This is a genomic window from Phascolarctobacterium faecium DSM 14760 (assembly GCF_003269275.1).
In the GTDB taxonomy this organism is placed as follows: Bacteria; Bacillota; Negativicutes; order Acidaminococcales; family Acidaminococcaceae; genus Phascolarctobacterium; species Phascolarctobacterium faecium.
On sequence record NZ_QLTS01000007.1, the window covers coordinates 34,550 to 57,422 of the forward strand.

General features: G+C 41.7%; 23 protein-coding genes, 1 tRNA gene and 1 riboswitch. Of the genes, 9 read left to right on the plus strand and 15 right to left on the minus strand.

Annotation, left to right across the window (positions count from 1 at the left end):
- Positions 1–10: 10 nt before the first annotated feature.
- Complete coding sequence (locus tag C8D73_RS08120) at positions 11–1,507, minus strand: L-lactate permease (protein WP_113077872.1); 1,497 nt, start codon at positions 1,505–1,507, stop codon at positions 11–13.
- Between the two features lie 203 nt (positions 1,508–1,710).
- On the opposite strand from C8D73_RS08120, the gene C8D73_RS08125 reads away from it, so the two are divergent.
- On the plus strand, positions 1,711–2,313 hold the full coding sequence (locus tag C8D73_RS08125; RefSeq protein WP_021719128.1) for a Crp/Fnr family transcriptional regulator: 603 nt from the start codon (positions 1,711–1,713) through the stop codon (positions 2,311–2,313).
- Positions 2,314–2,426: 113 nt separating this feature from the next.
- A tRNA-Gly gene (locus C8D73_RS08130) sits at positions 2,427–2,501 on the plus strand.
- A 111-nt stretch (positions 2,502–2,612) separates the two neighbouring features.
- Here the strand turns inward: C8D73_RS08130 and C8D73_RS08135 are convergent.
- From C8D73_RS08135 to C8D73_RS08150, 4 genes are all read right to left on the minus strand, one after another.
- On the minus strand, positions 2,613–3,107 hold the full coding sequence (locus C8D73_RS08135) for a hypothetical protein (RefSeq protein ID WP_021717714.1): 495 nt from the start codon (positions 3,105–3,107) through the stop codon (positions 2,613–2,615).
- Positions 3,100–3,297, minus strand: coding sequence for a hypothetical protein (locus tag C8D73_RS08140; protein ID WP_227202832.1), 198 nt, complete (start codon positions 3,295–3,297; stop codon positions 3,100–3,102). The genes C8D73_RS08135 and C8D73_RS08140 overlap by 8 nt, the downstream gene beginning before the upstream one ends.
- Positions 3,284–4,108, minus strand: a complete 825-nt coding sequence (locus C8D73_RS08145; RefSeq protein ID WP_021717716.1) for a 4Fe-4S binding protein — start codon at positions 4,106–4,108, stop codon at positions 3,284–3,286. The genes C8D73_RS08140 and C8D73_RS08145 overlap by 14 nt, the downstream gene beginning before the upstream one ends.
- Positions 4,109–4,169: 61 nt before the next feature.
- On the minus strand, positions 4,170–6,413 hold the full coding sequence (locus C8D73_RS08150; protein WP_170123193.1) for a TonB-dependent receptor: 2,244 nt from the start codon (positions 6,411–6,413) through the stop codon (positions 4,170–4,172).
- A gap of 171 nt (positions 6,414–6,584) precedes the next feature.
- Positions 6,585–6,761, minus strand: a riboswitch (cobalamin riboswitch).
- A gap of 118 nt (positions 6,762–6,879) precedes the next feature.
- Between C8D73_RS08150 and C8D73_RS08155 the strand changes: the two genes are divergently transcribed.
- On the plus strand, positions 6,880–7,710 hold the full coding sequence (locus tag C8D73_RS08155; protein WP_113077873.1) for a MerR family transcriptional regulator: 831 nt from the start codon (positions 6,880–6,882) through the stop codon (positions 7,708–7,710).
- Positions 7,711–7,882: 172 nt separating this feature from the next.
- Positions 7,883–8,584, plus strand: a complete 702-nt coding sequence (locus C8D73_RS08160) for a DUF554 domain-containing protein (RefSeq protein ID WP_113077874.1) — start codon at positions 7,883–7,885, stop codon at positions 8,582–8,584.
- Positions 8,585–8,650: 66 nt separating this feature from the next.
- On the opposite strand, the gene C8D73_RS08165 is transcribed toward C8D73_RS08160, so the two are convergent.
- Both C8D73_RS08165 and C8D73_RS08170 read right to left on the minus strand, forming a co-directional pair.
- Positions 8,651–9,151, minus strand: a complete 501-nt coding sequence (locus tag C8D73_RS08165; RefSeq protein ID WP_021717720.1) for a hypothetical protein — start codon at positions 9,149–9,151, stop codon at positions 8,651–8,653.
- Between the two features lie 227 nt (positions 9,152–9,378).
- Positions 9,379–9,624, minus strand: a complete 246-nt coding sequence (locus tag C8D73_RS08170; protein ID WP_021717721.1) for a hypothetical protein — start codon at positions 9,622–9,624, stop codon at positions 9,379–9,381.
- 164 nt (positions 9,625–9,788) lie between these two features.
- On the opposite strand from C8D73_RS08170, the gene C8D73_RS08175 reads away from it, so the two are divergent.
- Positions 9,789–10,472 carry a phosphoribosylaminoimidazolesuccinocarboxamide synthase gene (locus C8D73_RS08175; RefSeq protein ID WP_021717722.1) on the plus strand — a complete coding sequence of 228 codons (684 nt, stop codon included), beginning with the start codon at positions 9,789–9,791 and terminating at the stop codon, positions 10,470–10,472.
- 126 nt (positions 10,473–10,598) lie between these two features.
- Positions 10,599–11,699: an amidohydrolase gene (locus tag C8D73_RS08180; RefSeq protein ID WP_113077875.1), complete on the plus strand. Its 1,101-nt coding sequence runs from the start codon at positions 10,599–10,601 to the stop codon at positions 11,697–11,699.
- A gap of 115 nt (positions 11,700–11,814) precedes the next feature.
- Here C8D73_RS08180 and C8D73_RS08185 read toward each other — a convergent pair whose 3' ends face one another.
- From C8D73_RS08185 to C8D73_RS08210, 6 genes are all read right to left on the minus strand, one after another.
- Positions 11,815–12,360 carry a cupin domain-containing protein gene (locus tag C8D73_RS08185; RefSeq protein WP_021717724.1) on the minus strand — a complete coding sequence of 182 codons (546 nt, stop codon included), beginning with the start codon at positions 12,358–12,360 and terminating at the stop codon, positions 11,815–11,817.
- 46 nt (positions 12,361–12,406) lie between these two features.
- A complete protein-coding gene (locus tag C8D73_RS08190; protein ID WP_021717725.1) occupies positions 12,407–12,814 on the minus strand; it encodes a MerR family transcriptional regulator in 408 nt (135 codons plus the stop codon).
- Between the two features lie 2 nt (positions 12,815–12,816).
- The gene (locus tag C8D73_RS08195) at positions 12,817–13,068 is read right to left on the minus strand and encodes a hypothetical protein (protein ID WP_021717726.1); all 252 of its coding nucleotides are present in this window, start codon (positions 13,066–13,068) and stop codon (positions 12,817–12,819) included.
- Positions 13,069–13,324: 256 nt separating this feature from the next.
- Positions 13,325–14,224, minus strand: coding sequence for a LysR family transcriptional regulator (locus C8D73_RS08200; RefSeq protein ID WP_113077876.1), 900 nt, complete (start codon positions 14,222–14,224; stop codon positions 13,325–13,327).
- A gap of 155 nt (positions 14,225–14,379) precedes the next feature.
- Entirely contained in the window at positions 14,380–15,357 is a 978-nt protein-coding gene (locus C8D73_RS11450) for a M23 family metallopeptidase (protein ID WP_113077877.1), read from the minus strand.
- An 11-nt stretch (positions 15,358–15,368) separates the two neighbouring features.
- On the minus strand, positions 15,369–16,985 hold the full coding sequence (locus C8D73_RS08210; protein WP_113077878.1) for a putative polysaccharide biosynthesis protein: 1,617 nt from the start codon (positions 16,983–16,985) through the stop codon (positions 15,369–15,371).
- Between the two features lie 170 nt (positions 16,986–17,155).
- Between C8D73_RS08210 and C8D73_RS08215 the strand changes: the two genes are divergently transcribed.
- The 3 genes from C8D73_RS08215 to C8D73_RS08225 all read left to right on the plus strand — a co-directional run bounded on the left by C8D73_RS08215 (position 17,156) and on the right by C8D73_RS08225 (position 19,648).
- Positions 17,156–18,256, plus strand: coding sequence for a BMP family ABC transporter substrate-binding protein (locus C8D73_RS08215; protein WP_021717730.1), 1,101 nt, complete (start codon positions 17,156–17,158; stop codon positions 18,254–18,256).
- Between the two features lie 36 nt (positions 18,257–18,292).
- Entirely contained in the window at positions 18,293–18,895 is a 603-nt protein-coding gene (locus C8D73_RS08220) for a hypothetical protein (protein WP_113077879.1), read from the plus strand.
- Positions 18,896–19,102: 207 nt separating this feature from the next.
- Complete coding sequence (locus tag C8D73_RS08225; RefSeq protein WP_113077880.1) at positions 19,103–19,648, plus strand: NADH peroxidase; 546 nt, start codon at positions 19,103–19,105, stop codon at positions 19,646–19,648.
- Between the two features lie 170 nt (positions 19,649–19,818).
- Here C8D73_RS08225 and C8D73_RS08230 read toward each other — a convergent pair whose 3' ends face one another.
- Positions 19,819–21,159 carry a pilus assembly PilX family protein gene (locus C8D73_RS08230; RefSeq protein WP_113077881.1) on the minus strand — a complete coding sequence of 447 codons (1,341 nt, stop codon included), beginning with the start codon at positions 21,157–21,159 and terminating at the stop codon, positions 19,819–19,821.
- Positions 21,160–21,413: 254 nt separating this feature from the next.
- Entirely contained in the window at positions 21,414–22,721 is a 1,308-nt protein-coding gene (locus C8D73_RS08235) for a pilus assembly PilX family protein (protein ID WP_125668848.1), read from the minus strand.
- Between the last annotated feature and the right edge of the window lie 152 nt (positions 22,722–22,873).

Genomic DNA, 22,873 nt, shown 5'->3' on the forward strand with positions numbered 1-22,873 from the left:
CTTTCAATCATCAAATAATAAACAGGGACATTACACAAATAATAAACAACTGTATTAATTGCCATTTAAAAGCCAGATTAAACATATCGCTATCTCTATTGGTAATATTCGCTAAAGAAGACGTAAATTGCAGCAATGATGGCTTCAACGGATTTGCCGGCCCCATCGTAATCATCGCAGCCAGTCCGACTAAAACAGAAGCATTCACATGCAACATTTCAGAAGATGCCATCTGCATTTTCGAAAACATCGCACAAGCCGGTATGCCCTGTCCAAAAGCCATCCCTGCCAAAAAACCCAATCCAGACAACAACAGACCATAAACCGAACTGCCCCATTGCGTCATATGGCGTGCAAGTAATGTAATCTGTCCTGTATCCAGCATAAGATTTACCATTGCCCCTCCTAAAAATAAGGTGATCAACGAGGGCAGTCCTCTTTTAGAAGCAATAATAAAATCTGCTGTAAAGGTACTGGTTTTCTTTATCGCAAAAACATAACACAGTAAAGCCGTAATCAAAATATATGTACCAGGAGTATTGATCAAATTAATACTGACAGGTGCATATCCCCATAACGACAATTTAAATGCAGTTTTAGCCATAATAGCTTTCAACGGATAAGAAAATATTATTACGATAATAGAACCAACGATCAATGGTAAGAAAGCTTTAAACGCTAACTTTTTAGAAATAATCTCCTTATCATTGGAAGTATTGCTGTAAGTCGCACCTTTTTTACTGTACAGCCATAAAAATAAAAAACTTAATGTTGCCGCAGCAATCAAAGTCAAAATATATAATCGAGGAAATATCTGAGTAAACAGAATAACAGCAGACATATTTGCTGCTATAGTTAAACAGGCTATATTGCGGTTATCACTGTTTTTTAAATCAAAATCAAGAATCTTAAAAAAACCTACTACAGAAACAATTATCATCGGCAGTGTCAATAAACCCATAGTCTGGACGATTCCTTCAATAGGTAATTTTGTAACGCTGCTGGCAATTGTAGCAGCAATAAACAAACTTACGAACGCTATACTCCAGGAAAAATAAACCAAATAGCCAACAGCCGCACGAAAACCGTCAATACCCTGTCTGACCAGTCCTGGTATAGTAACAGGGTAAGTGGCAAACCCATTGAAGGCTCCTAAATAACCTCCTACTACTGAACATAATGTCACAGCTTTTCCCGTTTTACTTGGCAAAACCTGATCTAAGGTATTCAACAGCATATTCAAAGCACCTGTACTTCTAAAACATTGTCCAAAAATCTGTCCCGTCCACAAAACAAGAAATCCATTCCAAATGGTTATATTCCCCCATACAGACGCGGTCAACGTTTTTTGTACTGGCATATGAAAAAATACAACAACTGCAAAGATTTCCAAAAGCCATACATAAAGGCTCAAACGTAAAGCATTCATCTTAAAAACTAAAAAGCCCAGCAGTAAAATAACAAATGGTAGTAATGCTACTATAGTTTGCAAAAACTCATTATCCATATAAAGAACCTCCTTCCATTTTGCTTATATTAACTGTCCTCCTTTCTGATTTCAGTATAATCAATTGTTTATAAAAATTCTGTCATTAACATTACATACTGTTTGTAGCCTATGCTACAAATTTATTATCTGCTCCAAAACATATAGAATTATATTTTTCTCAATGTTATAGTTAATATAAGGACAGAAAGGAGGCGATTCTTATGAAAAAATTCCAATCTACCTGTCAAAATTGTACCAATAAGTTTTGTACAAAGCTTTCTACCGAAGTCAGAGAGGAAATATTCAAAAACAGAATATGGTTTAATTTAAATGCCAAAGAAGAACAACTCTTTTATTTTAATAATAAACAGATTCTTATCATCGAATCAGGCAGTTTCATGACAATTCGTCAAAATAATCAAGGTAAACAAATTGGTGTTGATATTTTAAGGCCCGGCGATTTGTTAGGAATTTTAAACTTTAACGCAGAATCTCCTCAAGATCATATTTTAATCCTGCCATTGACAGATGTTTCAGGCTGTCTGGTTTCAAAAACTATTTTTGATACTTTAATCCAAAAACATTTGTCTCTCAACATAATCATTATCCATCATTTATCTTCCCGTTTTTACCGTATCATCAATCATTTGACCAATCTCGTTTTTGATACCAGTAAAGAACGTATTGAATATTCGTTAAAACTGGCGCACCACAACTTAGGCAATTTTTATCTGACACACGAACAGATTGCTTTATTATCAGGTTTAAACAGGGTCACCGTTTCCAAAACTATTAAAGATGTCAGCTATGACTTTGATAAATGATGACAAAGTTGCTTTTAATATAACTATGTCAATAATCAGCTTTATTAAAACAACCCCAGAACCTTCACAGTTGCAATGGTTCTGGGGTTGTGCTATAATATTTTAGTAATCATGCGGGTGTAGCTCAGTGGTAGAGCAGCGGCTTCCCAAGCCGCGTGTCGCGAGTTCGAATCTCGTCTCCCGCTCCATAAAATATTTTGCCGCAGAACTTAGTTCTGCGGCTTTTTTATTTCTTTGAGTACACTTATAATTTTTCTAAATAAAAAATAAGCTTACCATTACAGCAAACTTTTACTCTGTCACTGATATCTGGAATTTACGATCTTCAAATTTATTACAGAATAAAGCTCGTCCTGATTCCAAATTTTTATTTTACCTTCCTGCACATTTCTTCTATAAATATTTTTTGAAGGTACAGCGATTTCTAAATTTATTGGCACTGTATTTTTACTGCGTTTTACTAAAACATCTTCAGATTTTAACTTTTTCCAAATCCCTTTTTTAGAGCCTTGTGAAATTATAGCATCCACGCCTTCTGTTTCACAACGCAGTTTCAAGGTATCGTCCTCCGTCTGACAACGCAAAGCAACGGAAAAAACATTCGGCTCCAGCCAGTATTTAAGCAGACCCATTTTCCCTACGTCAACAGTATATTCAACACTTTTATTTTTATTCAAAACTATTTTTTTAAAGCTCCTGTCGCCTTCATTCTGCATTTTGAAACTGCTGAGTAAGATCATTACCATAACAGCAGCCAACACCAGAAGTATTTTTTTCCCAAGCTGTTTATTCATACCTGGCCCGCCTTTTTTCAGCTATCTTCTTAGAAAAAATTTTAACAGATAAAATAACGACAGCCGCCGCTCCCGGCAAACAGCTTAACTGGCAGCTGCCACAAATACCGGTGCAGCCAAAGGTGCTGCCCCAAGAAGAAATCGGTATACCCATAGCTGCACAAAAAGTAATTACTTTATTCCTCATCATCTTTCCTCCCGTATCTGATCGCCTTTTCCGGACATTTACTGATACAGACCCCACACAGGATACAATTATGTACGCAATTCACAGCTTTCCGCTCTTCTATCACCATCGCTTCCATAGGACAGGCAAGGCTGCAGCTTTTACAGCCAATACATTTTTGGCGGTCTATAATCAACCGATAAACGAATGGCAGCCTGCTGCTGAAAGAATACAACAAATTCTGTACCGCTCCTACAGGGCACAAAAAATTGCAAAATCCGCGGCCGCCTTTAGTAAAGATACCAAACAGACCTGCCCACAAAAACAACGTCAGAATCATACTGGAGCTCAAAGAAATAAAATACCCAAAAACGAAATAGTTAACAAACAAATCAAATAGAAAGAAATTGCAATATGCACATGCCAGCAGACTATCAAAAAATGGCAATATCACAAACCCGGCCAGCATGCCATAACGAAACGGAACGATCTCGGTATAAGTACGCCAGCTTATCTGCAGCCTTGATGGTATGACTTTGCTTAAATACTCGGTAAAAGCTCCGGCAGGACATAATCTGCCGCAAAATACAGGACCAAAAAACAAAGTAACTATCAGCAAGATCACGATACAAGCAATAAAAGGAAGCGACATCAGCAGCAACTTTCCATCCAGTAAATGCTCTGTCTGAATGCGAAAACAAAGGCTATGAATGGTCAGCTGCTGCCACTTGCCCGTAAAAGCAAAAAATATTATTTTTTGAAATAGCGCAAAAGGAGCATAGAATAAAATAAAACCTAAAAAATACCCCAAAAGCCGCTGATATTTAAACCCCATTTTTATCTCCACTTCCATGAATTTTCAGGACAGGGAAAATCCCTGCCCTGATTTTATTTACTTAAAAGCTATAACGCAGGCCTACGTTATATGTCCTGCCGGAAGTTGCTTCGCTGGCATAAAATTCTTTATCAAACAGGTTGTTAATACCGAATTGTAAAATCGTATCTTTAGCAATTTCATAATTAAAGGCAGTATTAACGATAAAATACGCGTCTTCCGCCCCATACTCTCCTGTCACATCATCAGGAGCCTGACGAGCGCTCACATACTGACAATCCAGTATAGCGTTGAACTTATCCTTATTATAATTGACGCCGGCATGCAGCAGATGTTTAGGAATGCCATAGTCTGCGCTGTCAGCATCTTTCAGGTTAGTTCCCGCCACCGCATTTTGTTTCACTTTCCCCTGCTGCCATGCATAATTAAAATATGTGCCCCAGTTATCGTTAAATTTATGGTCGACCGTAAATTCTACACCGCGGCGTTTTTCCGTACCGTAGTTTTCATATTTTTTATATTCTGCTGTTGTTGTTCCAGGCTGATAATGGGTCGTATAAAGGATTTTATCATCTGTTTTCACCTGATATAAAGAGATCCCCAGATTAGTCTGCCGCGACAATTTCTTCTTCATGCCAATCTCAAAAGTATTTGAGGTCTCCGGATCAAGATCAGGATTAGCCACTACACCGCCCATACTGCCACCGCCGTCACGATAGACCTGATACAAAGGCGGCGGATTAAAAGAATGTCCATAAGAAACATAGTAATTAGTCTTTTCATCAGCTTTATAATCAAATGCTATTTTCGGGCTGAATTCACTATAACTGACTTCATCATAGTCCAAAGAACGTGTTAAAGCACCGGTATTTTTATCATAATATCTGCTTTTACCGTCCATTTTTGTAAAATGATCATAACGTACGCCTAAATACATCGTCATCGGATCGCTGATCTGATATTCATCCTGCACAAATAAAGCTATGTTCCGCGCTTTACCGCCATGGTTTTCATAAACACCGTTATCGCCAAGTCCGCTGATAACAGAATCATGATCGCGCCAGTTGCTAAGATATTTACGCAGCTGATCAAAGCTCTCCTGTTTAAAACTGCCTCCTACTAGAATAGAATGTTTGCCTACATTATCCCACGCTTTTTGTACATCAAAATTATAGGTTTCACCGGGATAGAAAGAATCAGTACCGGCACCGTTCCAGTCTATAGATTTTGGACTGCTGGAACTGCTATAGCCATTACTTTTCATATCCAGGTACCCAAAGTTGGCACTGAATTTATTTTTATTGTCATTATATGACAATGTATGTAAATCGGATTCTTTCCGCCCGTCATAACCAAGATATGTTCCAATGCTTGGCTTCACTATCTGTCCATTACCAACATCAACACTGCCACTAAATACGGGCTTACCGTCTTTATAAATTGTCGTCCACGGATTTTGGTAGCGATACTCACTTTCCGTATGGATAAAAGTATATTTTAAAGATCTGTCTTCATCAAAATCATATTTCACATTAGCGGAAATGTTTTCATTTTCCCAAACCTTTTCTCCGCGTCCGCCTAAAACATATTTGCCGTTACTGAGCTGCGGCAATTCGTGGTCAGGCTTAATCCCTCCACTGCCTTTGGAAGCGCTACCAGTATAATAATAACCCCTATATCCATCTGATTTTCTGTTTTCATAACCTACGCCGAAAGATAATTTTTTATTCACTCTTGCATCTGCGTATAAAGCTTTTTTCCAGGTATTATTACTGCCATAGCTGACTACAGCATTTACACTGGCTCCTTTTTTTTCAGGATTATCCTTAGTGATAATATTGACAACCGCGCCCACAGCCCTACCGCCATATAAAGAAGAGCCTGCTCCCCTTACAACTTCAATTCTGGCTATTTTTTCCACAGGTACCATTTCCCATTCCATACCGTTATTATAAGTAGTATTCATCGGAAGCCCATCCAGCAAAACCAAAATATCACTGGAGCTGAAGCCCCTGATCTGAATCCCTCCCTGTGCTGCTTGGTTCATATAGACGCCCGGCAGAGTCTGCAGAGCTTCAGGTACAGAATTAATATTTCTTTCTTCTATATCCTGTGAGGTGACAACACTGACGCTGGAAGGTACCTCCTGTAGTTCTTTCATAGTTCTGGTTGCTGTAACAACCATCTGATCCAGATTAAATTGCTGCAGCCCCTCTTCGGCGTATACTACTGTGCCCCCCCAAATGACATTGCCAGTTATAAGTACTGTCATCAGTATACTTTTACCCATACCCTTTTTCAACATACTCAACTCCCTTTCCTATTTTTTGTATATTACTAAAATATTTTATGCATTAACCTAATAGATATATGCATAATAACTTTTATTAGAATCAGAAAATACCCTGTGCATAAGACGCACAGGGTATTAAATAGCTAGATAAAAGCTGTTCCATTACCAAACTGTCTCACGCAGCAGTAAATTAATCATCAGGCAGTTCTTCTGACTCAAGTTCATCGCTCCTCCAAGCCTTCCCGGATAACTCCAGTGACATAAATATGGATTTGCTCACTTTTACAGCGACGGGATCGTGTGGGCTTTACACCCAGCTTCTCTATTAAGACCTGCGTCACCTGATAACATCATTATTCACTTTTTATATTTTATGATATTATATTCTATTTTATATTAATAATTATATGTTATAATATCATATATGATATATTACTATGTATAGCTACTAGACAGTCAATAGGGAGATAATTATTTTATGAAAGAACCAATTGATAATTATTTTACAACAGGTGAGTTAGCCAAGCTTTGCAAAATACCTCGAAAAACTTTGCTTTATTACGACAGTTTAGGTCTTATAACGCCTGAAGTTATTGAAGAAAATGGTTATCGTTATTACAAACGCACTCAATTATTTGCACTAGAATTGATTTTGACGATGCGTAAACTGGATATTCCTTTAGCAGAAATCAAAACTTATTTATCTAACAAATCCTATACTAATTACAGAAATATTATGTCTGATCGTGAAATATTTCTTGAAAAATTACTCAAAAAGATAATTAAAACAAAAAATGAACTGCATCATTCCCTCCTTATTCTTAACCAATTGGAAAACATTAAATTTAATGATGTACTAACAGTTCGAACAGACAATGAATTTTTATATTTAAGTAAACCAGTCTCTCCCAAAATGAACTTTAAAGACAGAACAAAAATATCCGCCAGTCTGTTTATAAATCTTGCTGAACATATTCCCCTTAACAATCATACTTTTGGTTATGTTGTAGATAAAAATTCACTTTTAGATCAAAAAAAACCTCGTCATATCAAATATTATTTCTGTCCTGTTTTCACTAAAACCGATTATCCGAAATGTTCCATAAAATCAAAAGGAACTTACCTTACCCTTTATTTCAAAGGTATCTACATGAACAATTATGACAAGTATATCAACACTCTGTCAGAATACTGCAAGCATAATATGCTCGTTCCTATATCCGATATTTATATCACATCAATAAAAAACTTTTGGCTTACTGATGAAATCAGCGAATATATTTACAAAATAGAAGTACAAATAAAATAAACCGTTTTCTAATCTAGAAAACGGTTTATTTTATTACTTGTGAAAATATAATTTCTCTAATATTACCAGATATTTTTCTATTTAGATACTTCTTAAAAATACCCCCTATACGATTTGCATTGTTGCAAACGAAATGTTATAATGATGCGATTTTTTGCAAGGAGGTAAAAAAATGTCTATTGGAATCATCGTCAATTCAGCCTGCGTACTTATCGGCGGCCTGCTCGGCAGTTTTTTCGGAAGACTGCTGCCAGTCAAAATGCGTGAATCGCTTTATGGGTTATTCGGTTACTGCTCCATCATCATCGGCATCATTCTGCTGCAAAATATAAAATCTATGCCGGCAGTTACATTAGCTCTGATCTTGGGTACTATCATCGGCGAAGCACTTCGAATCGAAGACCAGATCAATTTCGCTTCGCTTAGGCTTAAAACACTTATCGAACGTATCACCAATACTGCGGCAGCAGATAATGATGCTTATATCAGCCGTTTCGTCGGCCTGCTGATGCTGTTCTGTACCGGCAGTACAGGAATTCTCGGCGCGATTGGTGAAGGCGTAAATGGCGACAGCACTGTTCTTTTAACAAAATCTGTTATGGACATTTTTGCAGCATTTGCTTTTGCTGCTCATATGGGTCCTATGATCGCCTGTATCGCAATCCCCCAGTTTCTTTTTTTCAGCATCCTCGCCGGCTTCATCATGCCGCTTACAGATCCTCTGATGATTGGTGATTTTATGGCCTGCGGTGGCATTTTAGCTATTATTACCGGCTTTCGTATCTGTGAATTGAAAGACTTCCGTGTCGCCAATACGCTGCCGGCTTTATTTATCGTAATGCCGCTCAGTTATCTTTGGCGCACTTATTGCTGAACAGTTAACACTAAAAAAACAGGCCCTGCATACAGGGCCTGTTTTTATTCCATGATACCTGAATCCTCAATAATAATCCAGCTCACGCTCAAAAATAACGCCGGTGGCAGGATTAAACTTTAATTCCCCCTTAAATTTAAGGGTAGTAAATTCGGCTTCATAGTAGGAATTATTGCCTTCTTTGTCCATAGTTACAACAATATTGCGGGCATCCGGGTATTCAGCCATAACAAAGCGCTCGATATCTGCCGGAGTTTTGTTGATAATAGTGCTGCCTTTGACAAATGTTGCACCCTTGACTTCTATCTCTTTGATTTTGGAAGTAGCCGTTGCAACCTTCACATAATAATATTCCAAAGTGTCAGGGTCTTGAAAAGTAATACGGCTTTCATCACCTTTAGTTGTATAACCAATCAGATTACAGTTTGCCGGAATTTCTGCTTTAGCAACTTCGATCGCCGCCCTGCTTTGCCCAAGCTGACTGGGAGCAGGGGCCGCCACAGCCATAGCGCCTACACATAAAACTACTAAAGCTGCCAGTAATGAAAAAACATTTTTCAATTTCATTCGATTCACTTCCTTAAATTATTTTGTATTACTGCTTAAATACATCATACAAAACATTTTTGTTAATTTCAACTGTGTGCTATCTCCTATTTGAATTTATTAATTAATTTATTCCATATTATCAATATTACAAGCATTTATTTTGTTAAAATTCATAAATCTGTTAAGCCCTTCCCATAATAAAACAGACCTCGGCATATTTATGTCCGAGGTCTGTTTTATTATAATCACTGTTCTGCCGATTGTTTTGCATCTTCTTTACAGACCGTTGTTTCTTCGTCTTTAAAAAAATATTTCATCACACCGCCGACCAGCCCCTGTACCAAAAGAAATTTATATTCGTTTTCGATCCGTCTTACTTCCCGCTGTACCTCTCTCTTAATGATCCAGAAGGACAAAGCCACACCCAGCATCGCCCCAAACAAGGCTCCAAAAAATGCGATCCAGATCGCAGGTATCGAAATATTGATCATTATTGCCACCGCCTGTCTGTTTTCTTTGACTTCAAAATATCACATTAGCTATTGCCTGTCAAATTAAAGAAAATTCACATTTTCTTCTATTGCAACTGCAAGGACAAATATTATATAATATTAGAACAGTTCCAATACTTTAAAAAGTGAAAGGGTTGTTACCAATGGAGAAAATTTACGAAGGCAAAACTAAAACAGTATATTCCCTGGAAAACGGCAATGTACTCTTAAAATTCAAAGATGACTGCACCGGCAAAGACGGTGTTTTTGATCCCGGTGAGAATACCGTCGGGCTGACTATCGAAGGTATCGGCAAAGCAAATCTTGAGACTTCGATCCACTTTTTCGAGATCCTCAAAAAAGAAGGTGTAAAAACCCACTATGTCAGCGCAGATATCGATAACGCCACTATGGAAGTCCTGCCTGCTAAAGTATTCGGTAAAGGCCTTGAAGTCATCTGCCGCTTGAAAGCAACCGGCAGCTTCATCCGTCGTTACGGTGACTACATTGCTGACGGCACTGTTCTCGAAGGCGGCTACGTTGAAGCTACTTTAAAAGACGACGCTAAAGGCGATCCTCTGATCACTTCTGAAGGTTTGGCGGCTCTCGGCATCATGAGCCAGGAAATGTTCAACAGTATGAAGGAACAAACCCTTAAAATCACTAAAATCGTTGCTGCAGACCTGGCAAAAATGGGTCTGGATCTATACGATATCAAATTTGAATTTGGTTACAACAACGACGAAGTAATTCTGATCGACGAAATCGCCAGCGGTAACATGCGCGTCTATAAAGACGGCAAATATGTCGATCCCATCACTCTGACTTCAATCATCCTCGGTAAATAAATCTTTATATTTAAAGGCACAGCTTTTGCTGTGCCTTTTTTGCTTCTTAGGCATGTTGATGCTATAATTATTTTAAAGCGTTTTTAAAGCCCGCTTTAATTTTTGAAAACAAAGGAACGATGCATTATGAACAAATTAGATCCGCGTAATATTTATGACGACTTACATCAAATTCCTGAACTTGGTTTTGAAGAGTTTAAAACCTCTGCCTATCTGGCAGATAAATTAGAAGCAATGGGCTACAAAGTTACCCGTAACATCGGCGGTACCGGCGTTATCGGCGAAATCAAAGGCTCAGAGCCCGGACCTGTAATGATGCTGCGTGCCGATATGGACGCACTGCCCTTTCTGATCGACGGCGAAAAGAAAAATATTCATGCCTGCGGCCACGACGCCCATTCCGCCATGCTTTTAGCCGCTGCCTCCGATCTGGTAGGCAAGGTTAAACGCGGCACCCTGCGCATCCTGTTCCAACAGGGTGAAGAAACCTTAAAAGGCGCTTTGGCAGTTATTGATGCCGGCGTAATTGAAGACGTCGATATCGCTCTTGGTCTGCACATCCGTCCTGTACAGGACATTGCCTACGGCGAAATGTCGCCAGCAGTGCGCCATGCTTCCAGCACCTTCGTTAACGTCGTTATCAACGGTTTATCCAGTCACGGCGCACGTCCGCACCTGGGTGTCAACGCAATCGAGGCAGCCGCTGTCGCTATCAATGCGATTACGGCTATTAAAATCAATCCTATCATCCCCTGGTCCTGTAAAGTTACCGGCATCAAAGGCGGCGTAGCCCCCAATATCATTCCTGATAAAGTTGAAATGATCGTCGATGCCCGCGCACAAACCAACGAAGCTATGACCGAACTGCTGGAAAAACTGCGCCGTGCAGTTACCAATGCTGCCGCTGCTCTTGGGGCTACTGCCGAAGTCACTACTCCCGGCGGTGTGATCCCCGCTGCTGAATACGATGACGAACTGACTGCAGAAGTTGCAGAATGTATCGTCGAGGTAGTAGGCGAAGAAAAACTCGCAAAAGAACTCGTTAACCCCGGCGGTGAAGATTTCCACTACTTTGTTAATAAATATCCCCATATCAAAGCTGCTTACTTCGGTGTCGGCGCAGCTGCAGCTCCGGGCCTGCATCATCAGGATATGCAGCTGAACAAAGAAGCTCTGCCCAGCGGTACTGCGGTCCTCGTTAAAATGGTAGAACGTAAATTAGGCTGATCACTGTTTATTTTTCGTTGCTGAATTATATATAACTGCAAAAACTCAGACTTCCATAAATTATGAAAGTCTGAGTTTTTTATTACTGTACTATGCTTAACTCATTTTCGTATATTTATTTAAGCTGACTGTAAACATTCTGGTCAACAGGCTCCAGCCAGGTAGTACCTGCACCCTTGCTCATAATCGACAGATGCTGGAACCAGCTGTTGCCGGCAGCGCCATGCCAGTGTTTAGTCCCTTCCGGGATCGTCACACTTTCACCGGCTTTCATTTCTACCGGATCCTGTCCCCAGATCTGATAATATCCACGGCCTGATACCCCGACCAGGACCTGACACGAACCGCTGTGAGTATGCCAGTTATTGATACAGGACGGAGCAAAAGTCACGTTAGACACACTTACAGTATCGTTAGCCATTGGAAAAAGAAAGCTCTGTCCGGTAAAATATCTGGCATAAGCCGCATTATCATTACCGATAGGAAATACTGTACCACCTGCCTGCAGCAGCGACGCGCTGATTATCTTTGTCTGTTCCTCTGTTACAGGCTCACCGGCTGCCAAAGCTGCATCTGTACCGCCCATGACCGCAGCAGCCACAACCAGAGCCGCAGCTATTCCTCTAAAAGTGTTTTTGTTGAATCTCTGCCAAAATTTCATATTATTTTCCTCCTCATAATAAATCATTTGTTTATCAACTTCTGGATCAGATTGCTAGTGCTTTCGAAGCCGGATGCCTGTTTAATAAAGCATATGTTTCCGGCTGTAACAAATTCTCATAATTTCTCAGCTGATAATCTGCCAGTTCCGCAACCAGCTGCAAACTGTTGATTTTATCAAGCAGCGTTTCACGAGCCTCTGCCAGCAGCTTTTTACGCTCCTGTATCGTAGCATCGCCCATTTCTGCCAGCCGAATATAATCAATGATATGTTCCAGTGACATCCCGCTGGCTTTCAGCTTTTTGATAAAATTGATAAAATTTACAAAATACTCATCATAATTGCGGATCCCGGCCGCATTCCGTGGCACCGGAGGCAGCAGCCCGATCCTTTCATAATATCTTAAAGTATCAGTTGACATATTGGTTTTTGCGGCAATTTCCCGAATCGTCATTTTTACTCCTCCTCACAGTGATTATGCCTGAGCTGATAAATACTGTAATCTACATTATCCAGCAGCTGTTGTTTAAAATGGATATCATCCAGCAGATAAAAGCGCAGATTTTTCAGCAGCTTGATTTTCTGTTCCTCTGTATTATCGCTGTGCTCAATGATATTTAAAGCTGCTTTTAACCGCTCCGGCCGCTGTTCTGCCGACTGCAGCAGCTGCTGTAAATTCTCCTGCGTACATTTCTGCATCTTTTCCATAGCTACTCAGCCCCACTAAAAATTCTCTCTTTAAACTTTTCCATAACACGTGTTCCCGGATCACTTTCATTATAAATTATTCTTTCTTATATGTATAATACCTATTTCTCATATCCATCAATGCCTTTTAGGCATTGATTTTCCACGACTGTACAAATAAAAAAAGTGCAAGCGCAATCACTTCTGGTGATCTGCACTTACACTTTCTGACCACAGCCTCTGATTCAGCTGCAACTGTCTGCTATTGCTTTTATCTTCACTGTTCCCTATTATTATATGTTTTCACAAAATTTTTGGCAAACTCAATAAATTTCGTCGTCGTTACACTGAAAGGCTGTCGTTTTTTCCAGGCCAGCACTGTAGTAGCAGCAAGTTCAGGATACAGCGGCAGCGAACAGACCTGTGAGCGGTCCAAAAAAGGCCGTGAACCCTCAATATGAAAAGCATATCCCAGCCCGTTCCGTACCATTATCGAAGCATTCGTACTCATATTGCAGGTATACGGAACCCTGACCTGCGGAAAATAATCACCAAACCAGCTGACCAGCTCATTTTGCACTTTCAGCCGTGCGGGAAAAAGCAGCTCCTTCCCCACCAGATCTGCCGCCGTAACAAAGCCCTTTTGCACCAGCGGATCTTCGGCAGGCAGCAGCACGGCCCAGCGTTCTTTGACCCCCAGACGGATAAAATCATACCTGTCAATATCCACGGGTTCCAGAAACAAAGCAATATCTGACAGACCTTTTTCGATACGTTCATTAGTATAATCCGCATTACCGGCATATAATTCGTAAGTTACAGCAGGATACTTTTCTTTAAAAGCCCGGAACATTTCAGCAATGACCTGTACGGAAGCCAACTCGCCGCAGCCCACCGATACTACGCCGTTGATCAGCTCGTCGCGTTCTGTCAGTTCTTTTTCCGTTTTATCTGCCAGATCAACGATCTCCTCGGCCCGCCGGCGCAGCAGCATTCCTTCGTCAGTCAACGTCACCTTACGCGCGCCGCGCGAAAACAGCGTTACTCCCATATCTTCCTCTAACTGTGCCAGCTGTCGGCTCAATGTCGGCTGCGTGATATGCAGCAGCTCAGCCGCTTTTGTGATATTCTCCTCACGTGCCACTGCCAGAAAATACCTCAGTATCCGCAATTCCATTGCCTCTGCCTCCTTTTATCCTGGTCAACTGCATCTGCCTGTTCTGCCCTTTTCTTTCTATCATAAAGTATTTTTATGCTCTCAGGCAAGCTTTATCTGTCCTTAAACATAGAAAAGGCATTATTTCCCCAAGGAAACAATGCCTTTCTTTACTGCTATTTATTCAGCCGCTGGCCGATTTTCAGCATATACATCGGGTCAACGTTCTGCCCATCGACAAAAACCTCAAAATGCACATGCGGGCCGGTACTATATCCGCTGCTGCCGACAAAGCCGATGATCTCACCCTTACGCACGCTTTGACCGGGCGCAACGGCAATCCCGCTCATATGCCCGTAAGCAGTTTCATAACCGTTGCCGTGATTGATACGTACATAGCGTCCATAACCGCCGTTCCAACCGGCAACCTCTACCGTTCCCATCGCACTGGCGTAAACCGGCTCGCCAAATTCAACAGCAATGTCAACCCCGGGATGCCAGTCGTAACCGCCACCGATCGGTCCCGTACGTCCACCGTAGGGAGAGCTGATCGTACCACCTTTGGTCGGCCACAAATCAGGAAAGACCGAGCGTTTATTATTGCGCCCTTCCAACTCCGAAAGCAGTTCACTCATCGAAGTTTTCTTCTCGTCGATCTGCTGCGCCATATTTTTATTCTGAGCCGTCAGTACTGCCGCCATTTCCTTCACGCCCAAATCAGCAGGACCTCCCTGTCCCAAGTAACGAGGAGCATTGCCTGCCGTTGCCGTTTCGCCTGACGCGCTGCTCAAATCACTGCCCAGCTTAGTACTGTCAGTGTCACGAATCAATGCCCGGCGCAGTTTAGTTTCCAATGTCATGATTTCAGACATATCACGCAGCATTTTTTCGTTATCCGCCAGCAGGCTTTGCAGCTGTGCTTCCAACTCGCCTTTTTTAGCCTGATATTCTAAAAAATCAGTCCGTTCCTGACGGAACTGATAAAAATTATAACCCATATAACCAAGCGCGCCCACCATACAGACAGTACATATCAATACAGCGCCGGCCAGCAATTTAAACCGCCGGGCGCCAAAATGGTAAACTTTCTGCCCTTCCGCCCGAGGTACTGTAAAGGTATATTCTTGCTGTTTCTGTAAATCTTTTTCTTCCATATTTTAACCTCTTATCTAAAATACCCTAACTTCTGACCTGCTGCCAGCAGCCTGTGCCCAATAAAAGGCAGACTTTCCAGATCATCCTTACCCATACCGCCCACTGCCAGCAATACGCCGCCGTAAACAGGCACAGCCACGGCAATAGCCGCTAAAATCGCCCAGGCTCCCCAGCTTGCCGCCAGCGTGATCACGCCATAAACAGCCGCTCCCATAGCTGCGGCTGACACAGCAGGCTTAAATACACCGCTGAAGGATAAAGCAAAACCTGTATATTTGTAAATAAAAATCATATTTAAAACTGCTGCCAGGCCAAAATCCACTACCGTAGCCATTGCCGCACCCTTGATACCCAAAGTCGGTATTGCCGTCAGCGTCCAGCTTAAAAACACCTTGACCGCAGCCGCTAAAATCATATTGATGACCGGGATCGAAGTCCGACCCAGCCCCTGCAGAATTCCTGTACTGATCTGATGCAGACCCAACAGCAAGATACCTACGCTCATAGTTTGGATAGCATCGGCAGCTCCAGGCGCATTATAAATCAGCGCCGCTATTTTTTCAGCCAGAAAATACATACCTACAAAACAGGGACAGGTAATGATCAAAGCGACTCTGAAGGCCGTCCTGGTTTTGGCCCTGATGCCGAAAACATCATTCAGTGCCCGCGATTCAGAAATCGCCGGTACCAGGCTGATCGTCATAGCCGCCGTGAAGATAGTCGCTAAATTGATCAACGGCACAGCCATACCTGTCAGATAACCGAAAAACTCTGTCGCCTGACTGATATGAAAACCAGCCGCTTCCAACCGCTGCGGCACGATCAAAAGATCAAGGTTCGCCACAACCGGCAGCATCAGGCTGGACATGGAAACAGGCAGCGCCAGCCGCAGCAGGCGGCTGATGATGGCCCGCGCCGACTCTCTCGTAGCCAGTGGATTCTGCTGCTGCAGATCTGCTTTCAGCTTCTGCTTGAGCCGTCCATAGAACCACATCAAAACCAAAAGCGCGCAGAAGGCGCCGACTCCGGCGCCCATACTGGCGCCGCCAGCCGCATAAGCCAAACCATGCGGCATAAACATATTCGCAAAAACGATCATCGTCACAACACGCATCAGCTGCTCTACTATCTCGGAAGCCGCCGTTGGCGTCATGATCTGCCAGCCCTGCAGATAGCCGCGGAAACTGGCTAAAAATGTAACAAAAAATACGGCCGGAGCCAAAGCAATAATAGAGTAATAAGCGCGGCTGTCACGGATCCAGTGATTATCGATCAGCCAATGAGCGCCGAAAAAAAGTGCCGATGCAAAAACCAGGCCTGTAACGAACAATAACCGCAGAGAAACATTAAAGACACGTTTGGCTCCCAGAAAATCCTTCTGCGCCAGCTTTTCAGCCGTAATAATCGAAATTGCGACCGGTATCCCTGCCGATGACAATGTTATTGCCATCAGATAGATCGGAAACCCCATCTGGTAAAGGCCGATCCCTTCGCCGCCCAGTACACGCGACAAAATGATCCAATTCAGCGAACCGATGACCTTGACGACGATACTGGAAACCGTCAAAATCAGTGTACCTTTTAAAAATTTATTATTACTGCTAGCACTCTTTTCGGTATCGCTCATGATTACCCGCCTTGTCAAATTTTACAATTACACATACTCATACATTATAATTATCACCTTAAAGCCACTTTTTGACAAGCTTTTTCGGTTTTATTTCACAAAATATTGCTTTATTGCCCGGCCATTGTTACAATTAAAGTCAGAAATAATTTATCAAGGAGGTCATTTGCATGAAGAAAATCCTGTCCATCGCTCTGGTTAGTCTGCTGGCCTGCGGCGCGTTACTTGCCGGCTGCGGCGGTGAAAAGAAAGCTGACCCTAAGGCTGCAGGCGACAAAACCAAAGTTGCCTTCGTTTATGTCAGCTCCGCCAAAGACGGCGGCTACTCTATGGCACATGAACTGGGGCGTCAGTATGTTGAGAAAAACATGCCCAACGTTCAAGCAAGTTACATCGAATCAGTTCCTGAAGGTGCCGATTCCGAACGTGTAATTACACAACTAGCTTCCCAGGGCAACAAAGTTATTTTCACCACCAGCTTTGGTTATATGGACCCGACGATCAACGTCGCGAAAAAATACCCCGACATTACCTTCCTGCACTGCTCCGGCTTCAAAACAGCCCCCAACGTAGGCAACTACTTCGGCCGTATGTACGAAGCCCGCTATGTCACAGGTATCGTTGCCGGTAAAGAAACAAAATCCAACGTTATTGGTTATGTAGCAGCGTTCCCGATCCCGGAAGTAATCCGCGGCATCAATGCCTTTACCCTGGGCGCGCAAAGCGTCAACCCTGACGTACAGGTCAAAGTCCTCTGGACCAATACCTGGTATAATCCAGCTACCGAAAAACAGGCTGCTATCACACTGATCGATGCCGGTGCCGATATCATCGCTCAGCATCAAAATACCCCCGGTCCGCAGCAGGCAGCTGAAGAACGCGGCAAATATGGCATCGGCTACAATGTCGATATGTCTGCCAATGCTCCTAAAGCATCCTTGACCTCCGCGATCTGGAACTGGGGACCGTATTATGAAGAAACCATCAAACAGGTTAACAACGGTACCTGGAAATCCGGCGCTTACTGGGGTTCCATGAAAGATAAAGTAGTCGACATCGCTCCCTACGGACCCGCAGTCAGCGATGAAACAAAAAAACTGGCTGATGCTGCCAAAGCAGATATCATTGCCGGCAAACAAAAAGTTTTCACCGGCCCGCTGTATGATCAAAGCGGTGCCGAGAAAGTTCCTGCAGGCACTACTCTGACCGATAAGGAACTTTTGAGTATGGACTGGTTCGTCAAAGGCGTTGACGGTAAAATCCAGAACTGACTCGCTTGAGTGTTTTAGTAAGGAAGGTATAAAGGAATGAAAAAGACATTAATTTTAAGCTTAGCACTGGCTTTAGGAATCACCACTGTTTGCGCTGCTTCTCCGCTCAAAAACTATAACGCGGGCAAAGTAGCTGTTGATCTGGGGCTTAACGTCCCTACCAGCAATACTTATGAAGGACACAGCGTCGGCAGCAAAAAAACGTCTCCCTATGCCGGTATCACCGTAGGCCTTGGCAGCAATACCGCTGTCAACTACAAATGGAATCAATACAAAAACAGCGGCAGTAACAAGATCGAAGCCCAGCAGCTCAACCTGATGTACAAAGTCCTGCCAGTACTTGATGTTTACGCAGGTTATGTCGACAGTGACATCAAACTGCACGGCGACAGCCGCAGCCGCAGTTCCGGCCAAGTCGGTGTCCAGGGACGTGTCGAATTGCCTTTTCTCTGTACTTTATGGGGCAGAGCAGGCGTGGGCAACAAGCTCAACAGCTATGAAATCGGCCTGAGCCGTACTCTGGTATCCAATGTAGAGCTGAATCTGTCGTACTATGACAACAAATTCAAAGATTCTGCTCCCGGCGGCAGCGACGTCAAAACCAAAGGCGTTAATATGGGTATCACCGTCAAATTCTGACCTGCATCTATTAATCATCTAACTAAATAAACTTCAAAATAAGGCCTGGAAGCAAAAATTCCCGGCCTTATTTTTCTATAATACTAACGGATAATTATTATTGACAACTGACAAAAGCTGTGCTATTATAATTACATTGAAAACTTACATCTGCGTAAGTTCTGCTCACAAAAAAAATAAATTTTATAGCACTTGGAGGAATGAAGAATGAAAAAATTCGTATGTCAAATCTGTGGTTATGTTTATGAAGGCGAAGCAGCTCCTGAGTACTGCCCGCAATGTAAAGCTCCTGCATCCAAATTCACCGAAATGTGCGGCGACCGTACCTGGGCTGCTGAACATATCGTAGGTATAGCAAAAGACGTCGCAGAAGACATTAAAATGGATCTGCGCGCTAATTTTACCGGCGAATGCACCGAAGTTGGCATGTACCTGGCAATGAGCCGTGTTGCTCATCGTGAAGGTTATCCTGAAATCGGCATGTACTGGGAAAAAGCAGCTTTTGAAGAAGCTGAGCATGCAGCTAAATTCGCTGAACTTTTAGGCGAAGTCGTTACCGACTCCACTCAAAAGAATCTGGAAATGCGTGTAGAAGCCGAAAACGGCGCTACCGCAGGTAAATTCGATCTGGCCAGCCGCGCTAAAGCAGCAGGACTGGATGCTATCCATGACACCGTGCATGAAATGGCAAAAGACGAAGCCCGCCACGGCAAAGCTTTCGAAGGCCTCCTGAAACGTTATTTCAACAAATAATAAGTACCTTACCCACTACCTTTATACATCATCTACTTCCCTCAACAAAAACAGCCCCTGTTTCCTTCAGGAAACAGGGGCTGTTTGATTTTACACACCATATTTTTCTTTACTCTTACATACGTTTAAACTTTTTTACCACTTTTGCCGACTTTTACCAGTCCTTTTCCTTATGCGGCCCTTAAATAATACATATTCGGCATTTTCAATTTTTCGCCGATTTTATTAAAGCGCAGAACAAGTTTTCCTGTACTACCGCTTTGCCCGCCAATACTAATAAGACCTGCAGACTGCATCTGTCCATAAAAGGTAGCTGTCACATTTCCGCTGACCAGCATTTGCATATTACCTGCCGAAGAAAGGAAACAGCCGCCGTCAAGCTGTTTATCTGCATTGATAAAAGGGTCTGACAAACTCAAATTTTTATTGGCAATAAAAAGTATCCTGCTGTTGTCTACCGACTTGATCGAATTTACAGCTATCGACCCACCGGAAATAAAGCTTACCTGCCCACCGCCCTTGATCGTAATATTCTTTAAAACCACATTATCATAATCTTTGATAGTACCATAGTCACAAATAATAAATTCTAAAGTTTTTCCTTTAGGAACAGTGATTTCTACGTTATCCATAGTTAAAAAATTTTTATACAACATATAGCCAATACCCAGCTGTTCACCGATCAATAAAACAGTATTATTGGCAACACTTATCTTCGTTCCCGAAAAGCTGGCTTTAGCGGCCCAATATTGCCCGTTGGTAATATTCCAGTTACTTAAAGGCCTGTCTTCAGTCGCACCTGTAGACTGAAGCTCCGGATAAGTAGCTTTTTCAAAAACTTCCGGCGATGCAGCACTTTTATATTTAGGCTCTGTCACAAACTCCTTATTGATTACCTGCCCGCCCACTGTATAGTCACCAAAATATCCACTGTAATATACCTTATTATTGGGATCATAATCTACATCGTTATTAATAATCAATGCTCCGCTTGAAGTAATAAAGCTGTCATTTATATAGGCGTCTGGAGGCTGCTCCGGTTCTTCTCCGCCTCCGGTACCGCCATTATCACCTAACGTATGGACTTTACGGATAACCTTGCGAATCCCCTGGCAAGCTCCTACTGAGGTTATTTGATAAGCAGCGCTCTCTTCAGGAGTATAGTCAGATGCCAGATCAATATTATTTTCAGTAATTCCCACAGCGTACCAGATGCCATTCTGGTCAGCTTTACCGCCGTCTATACTTAAATGTCCAAAGCTGCCGCTGTCACTGCCTTGTATATAGTTTTCCGGTGTCAGCCACGTCCAGTTGCTGTTTTTATTATCTAAAGCTGCAACAGCTTTTTTATATCCGGCTTCAGCAGCATACCATGCCTGCTGCTCCCGATAATCTGATGAGGCAGCCGTTTTTTCTATTGTCATCATCGGCAGCCAGGCAATGGCCACTACCATCAAAAACAACAGCATTACTATAGCTATGACAGTTACCGAACCACGTTGTTTCTGCACACATTTCACCTCATCGCTCTTTTTGTATATGTTATAAATTAAAACCTATAATATAAATTATTTGATATTTTTTAATTTATTATATCATTTGTATTATAAAATCACAATATATTGTACCTATTTTAATAAATATTTATTTAGGCTATATTTAATAATCTTTTATTAAACAAATATAAAACCTGTCAATACCATACAAAAAAAACAGTACCGCTGCTATATAATAGCAGCGGTACTGTTTACTTCTTTATGCGTTTTTATTTCATACCTTTGGGAACGGTAAAACCAGGAGCTTTGAGCACACTATCATTAAACTGTATCAGACCACTTGTCTTAAAATTGCCCCTGCACTGAATCTGACCTTGAAATGAAGCACTCTCAACTATCGTAATATCTTTATCAGAAGATAAAAATCCTCCACCCGGATTATTTTTATAACTCCAAATACTGCTGCATATTTTCATATCACCATTAGACATGAACATCGTCAAGCCATTATAGGCAACGGTCTCAGTCCCCATGCCAAACTGAAAATCGCCGGCAAAAAACATTCGTACGTTGCCTGTAATCGTTCCAGTTAAAACTACTGGTTTAAGCGCGCTGAAAATAAAGGTTACAGGCAAATCACTTTCAGGACCGTTGATTTGATTTAATTGTATTCCATTATTGTAATTTTGATTGTCTATAAAAATTATTCTACCGGCAGAGTTCCCTGCATCTACAACTTTAACTCTTTTTATATTATAAGGATCACTCTCATCTACTAAATTAGACAAATCCCAATAATAATCTGTATTCTTTGCTGTCTTAATTGTAGAAGGCCATGTCATGTCAGGCATAGGAGGCATTTTGGGATATTTACTTATATCAAAAATTCTCTCCGGAAGTCTTGTTTTTAGAGTCGGCCTGTTAACACTGTCAGTCCATTCATTCGTAAATGAATTATTATTTTTCACGTTGTAAAAACCAGATCCATATAATTTTCCCAGAAACCTAGTATCTATATCGTCAATATTAAAATCCTTTTGGTCTTGTACTACTGTGACCGTACCTCCGGCCTGTACCAAGCCAGGTAATTCCAAAACTTCTTCTCCCACGCTGTCACCACCGCCAGACCCTCCGTCATCACCAAAAATATAGGTTTTTCGCATAACTTTGCGTATACCCTGGCAGGAACCGACTGATGTAATTATATAGTTGGCCTTATCGCCTGGTATAGTAACATCCACTTCATTGTCATCTTTGATCTCCGTAATCGCAGTTGCATACCAGACTCCCTGCTTATCTGCTTTTTGGTTATCAAGGCTATTTAAATAAAAATCCCCAGACTTTATTTCTGCGATTTTACTTAACCAATTATTCCATTCACTACTCCCATCATTAAGAGCAGCTATTGCACGCTTATATCCGGCTTCAGCAGCATACCACGCCTGCTGCTCCCGATAATCTGATGAGGCAGCCGTTTTTTCCATTGTCATCATCGGCAGCCAGGCTATCGCTATAATCATTAAAAACAACAGCATTACTACAGCTATAACAGTTACCGAACCACGTTGTTTCTGCACAAAATTCACCTCGCCGCCTTTTGATATAAATTATAAATCTAGGTTAAAAGCATATATTATTTGTTATTCTTTAATTATTATATCATTTACATTATAAAATAACAATATATCAAGTTTTTTGTAAACATTTGTTTAATCTATACTACGCCAAT

What these genes read in the sequence shown, in the direction of transcription:
- C8D73_RS08215 (WP_021717730.1), top strand. Translation starts at nt 17,156, where the DNA reads ATGAAGAAAATCCTGTCCATCGCTCTGGTTAGTCTGCTGGCCTGCGGC.
- C8D73_RS08185 (WP_021717724.1), bottom strand. Translation starts at nt 12,360, where the DNA reads ATGAAATTTTGGCAGAGATTCAACAAAAACACTTTTAGAGGAATAGCT.
- C8D73_RS08125 (WP_021719128.1), top strand. Translation starts at nt 1,711, where the DNA reads ATGAAAAAATTCCAATCTACCTGTCAAAATTGTACCAATAAGTTTTGT.
- C8D73_RS08210 (WP_113077878.1), bottom strand. Translation starts at nt 16,985, where the DNA reads ATGAGCGATACCGAAAAGAGTGCTAGCAGTAATAATAAATTTTTAAAA.
- C8D73_RS08225 (WP_113077880.1), top strand. Translation starts at nt 19,103, where the DNA reads ATGAAAAAATTCGTATGTCAAATCTGTGGTTATGTTTATGAAGGCGAA.
- C8D73_RS08165 (WP_021717720.1), bottom strand. Translation starts at nt 9,151, where the DNA reads ATGAAATTGAAAAATGTTTTTTCATTACTGGCAGCTTTAGTAGTTTTA.
- C8D73_RS08120 (WP_113077872.1), bottom strand. Translation starts at nt 1,507, where the DNA reads ATGGATAATGAGTTTTTGCAAACTATAGTAGCATTACTACCATTTGTT.
- C8D73_RS08175 (WP_021717722.1), top strand. Translation starts at nt 9,789, where the DNA reads ATGGAGAAAATTTACGAAGGCAAAACTAAAACAGTATATTCCCTGGAA.
- C8D73_RS08140 (WP_227202832.1), bottom strand. Translation starts at nt 3,297, where the DNA reads ATGATGAGGAATAAAGTAATTACTTTTTGTGCAGCTATGGGTATACCG.
- C8D73_RS08220 (WP_113077879.1), top strand. Translation starts at nt 18,293, where the DNA reads ATGAAAAAGACATTAATTTTAAGCTTAGCACTGGCTTTAGGAATCACC.
- C8D73_RS08190 (WP_021717725.1), bottom strand. Translation starts at nt 12,814, where the DNA reads ATGACGATTCGGGAAATTGCCGCAAAAACCAATATGTCAACTGATACT.
- C8D73_RS08155 (WP_113077873.1), top strand. Translation starts at nt 6,880, where the DNA reads ATGAAAGAACCAATTGATAATTATTTTACAACAGGTGAGTTAGCCAAG.
- C8D73_RS08195 (WP_021717726.1), bottom strand. Translation starts at nt 13,068, where the DNA reads ATGGAAAAGATGCAGAAATGTACGCAGGAGAATTTACAGCAGCTGCTG.
- C8D73_RS11450 (WP_113077877.1), bottom strand. Translation starts at nt 15,357, where the DNA reads ATGGAAGAAAAAGATTTACAGAAACAGCAAGAATATACCTTTACAGTA.
- C8D73_RS08160 (WP_113077874.1), top strand. Translation starts at nt 7,883, where the DNA reads ATGTCTATTGGAATCATCGTCAATTCAGCCTGCGTACTTATCGGCGGC.
- C8D73_RS08145 (WP_021717716.1), bottom strand. Translation starts at nt 4,108, where the DNA reads ATGGGGTTTAAATATCAGCGGCTTTTGGGGTATTTTTTAGGTTTTATT.
- C8D73_RS08180 (WP_113077875.1), top strand. Translation starts at nt 10,599, where the DNA reads ATGAACAAATTAGATCCGCGTAATATTTATGACGACTTACATCAAATT.
- C8D73_RS08170 (WP_021717721.1), bottom strand. Translation starts at nt 9,624, where the DNA reads ATGATCAATATTTCGATACCTGCGATCTGGATCGCATTTTTTGGAGCC.
- C8D73_RS08150 (WP_170123193.1), bottom strand. Translation starts at nt 6,413, where the DNA reads ATGTTGAAAAAGGGTATGGGTAAAAGTATACTGATGACAGTACTTATA.
- C8D73_RS08200 (WP_113077876.1), bottom strand. Translation starts at nt 14,224, where the DNA reads ATGGAATTGCGGATACTGAGGTATTTTCTGGCAGTGGCACGTGAGGAG.
- C8D73_RS08135 (WP_021717714.1), bottom strand. Translation starts at nt 3,107, where the DNA reads ATGAATAAACAGCTTGGGAAAAAAATACTTCTGGTGTTGGCTGCTGTT.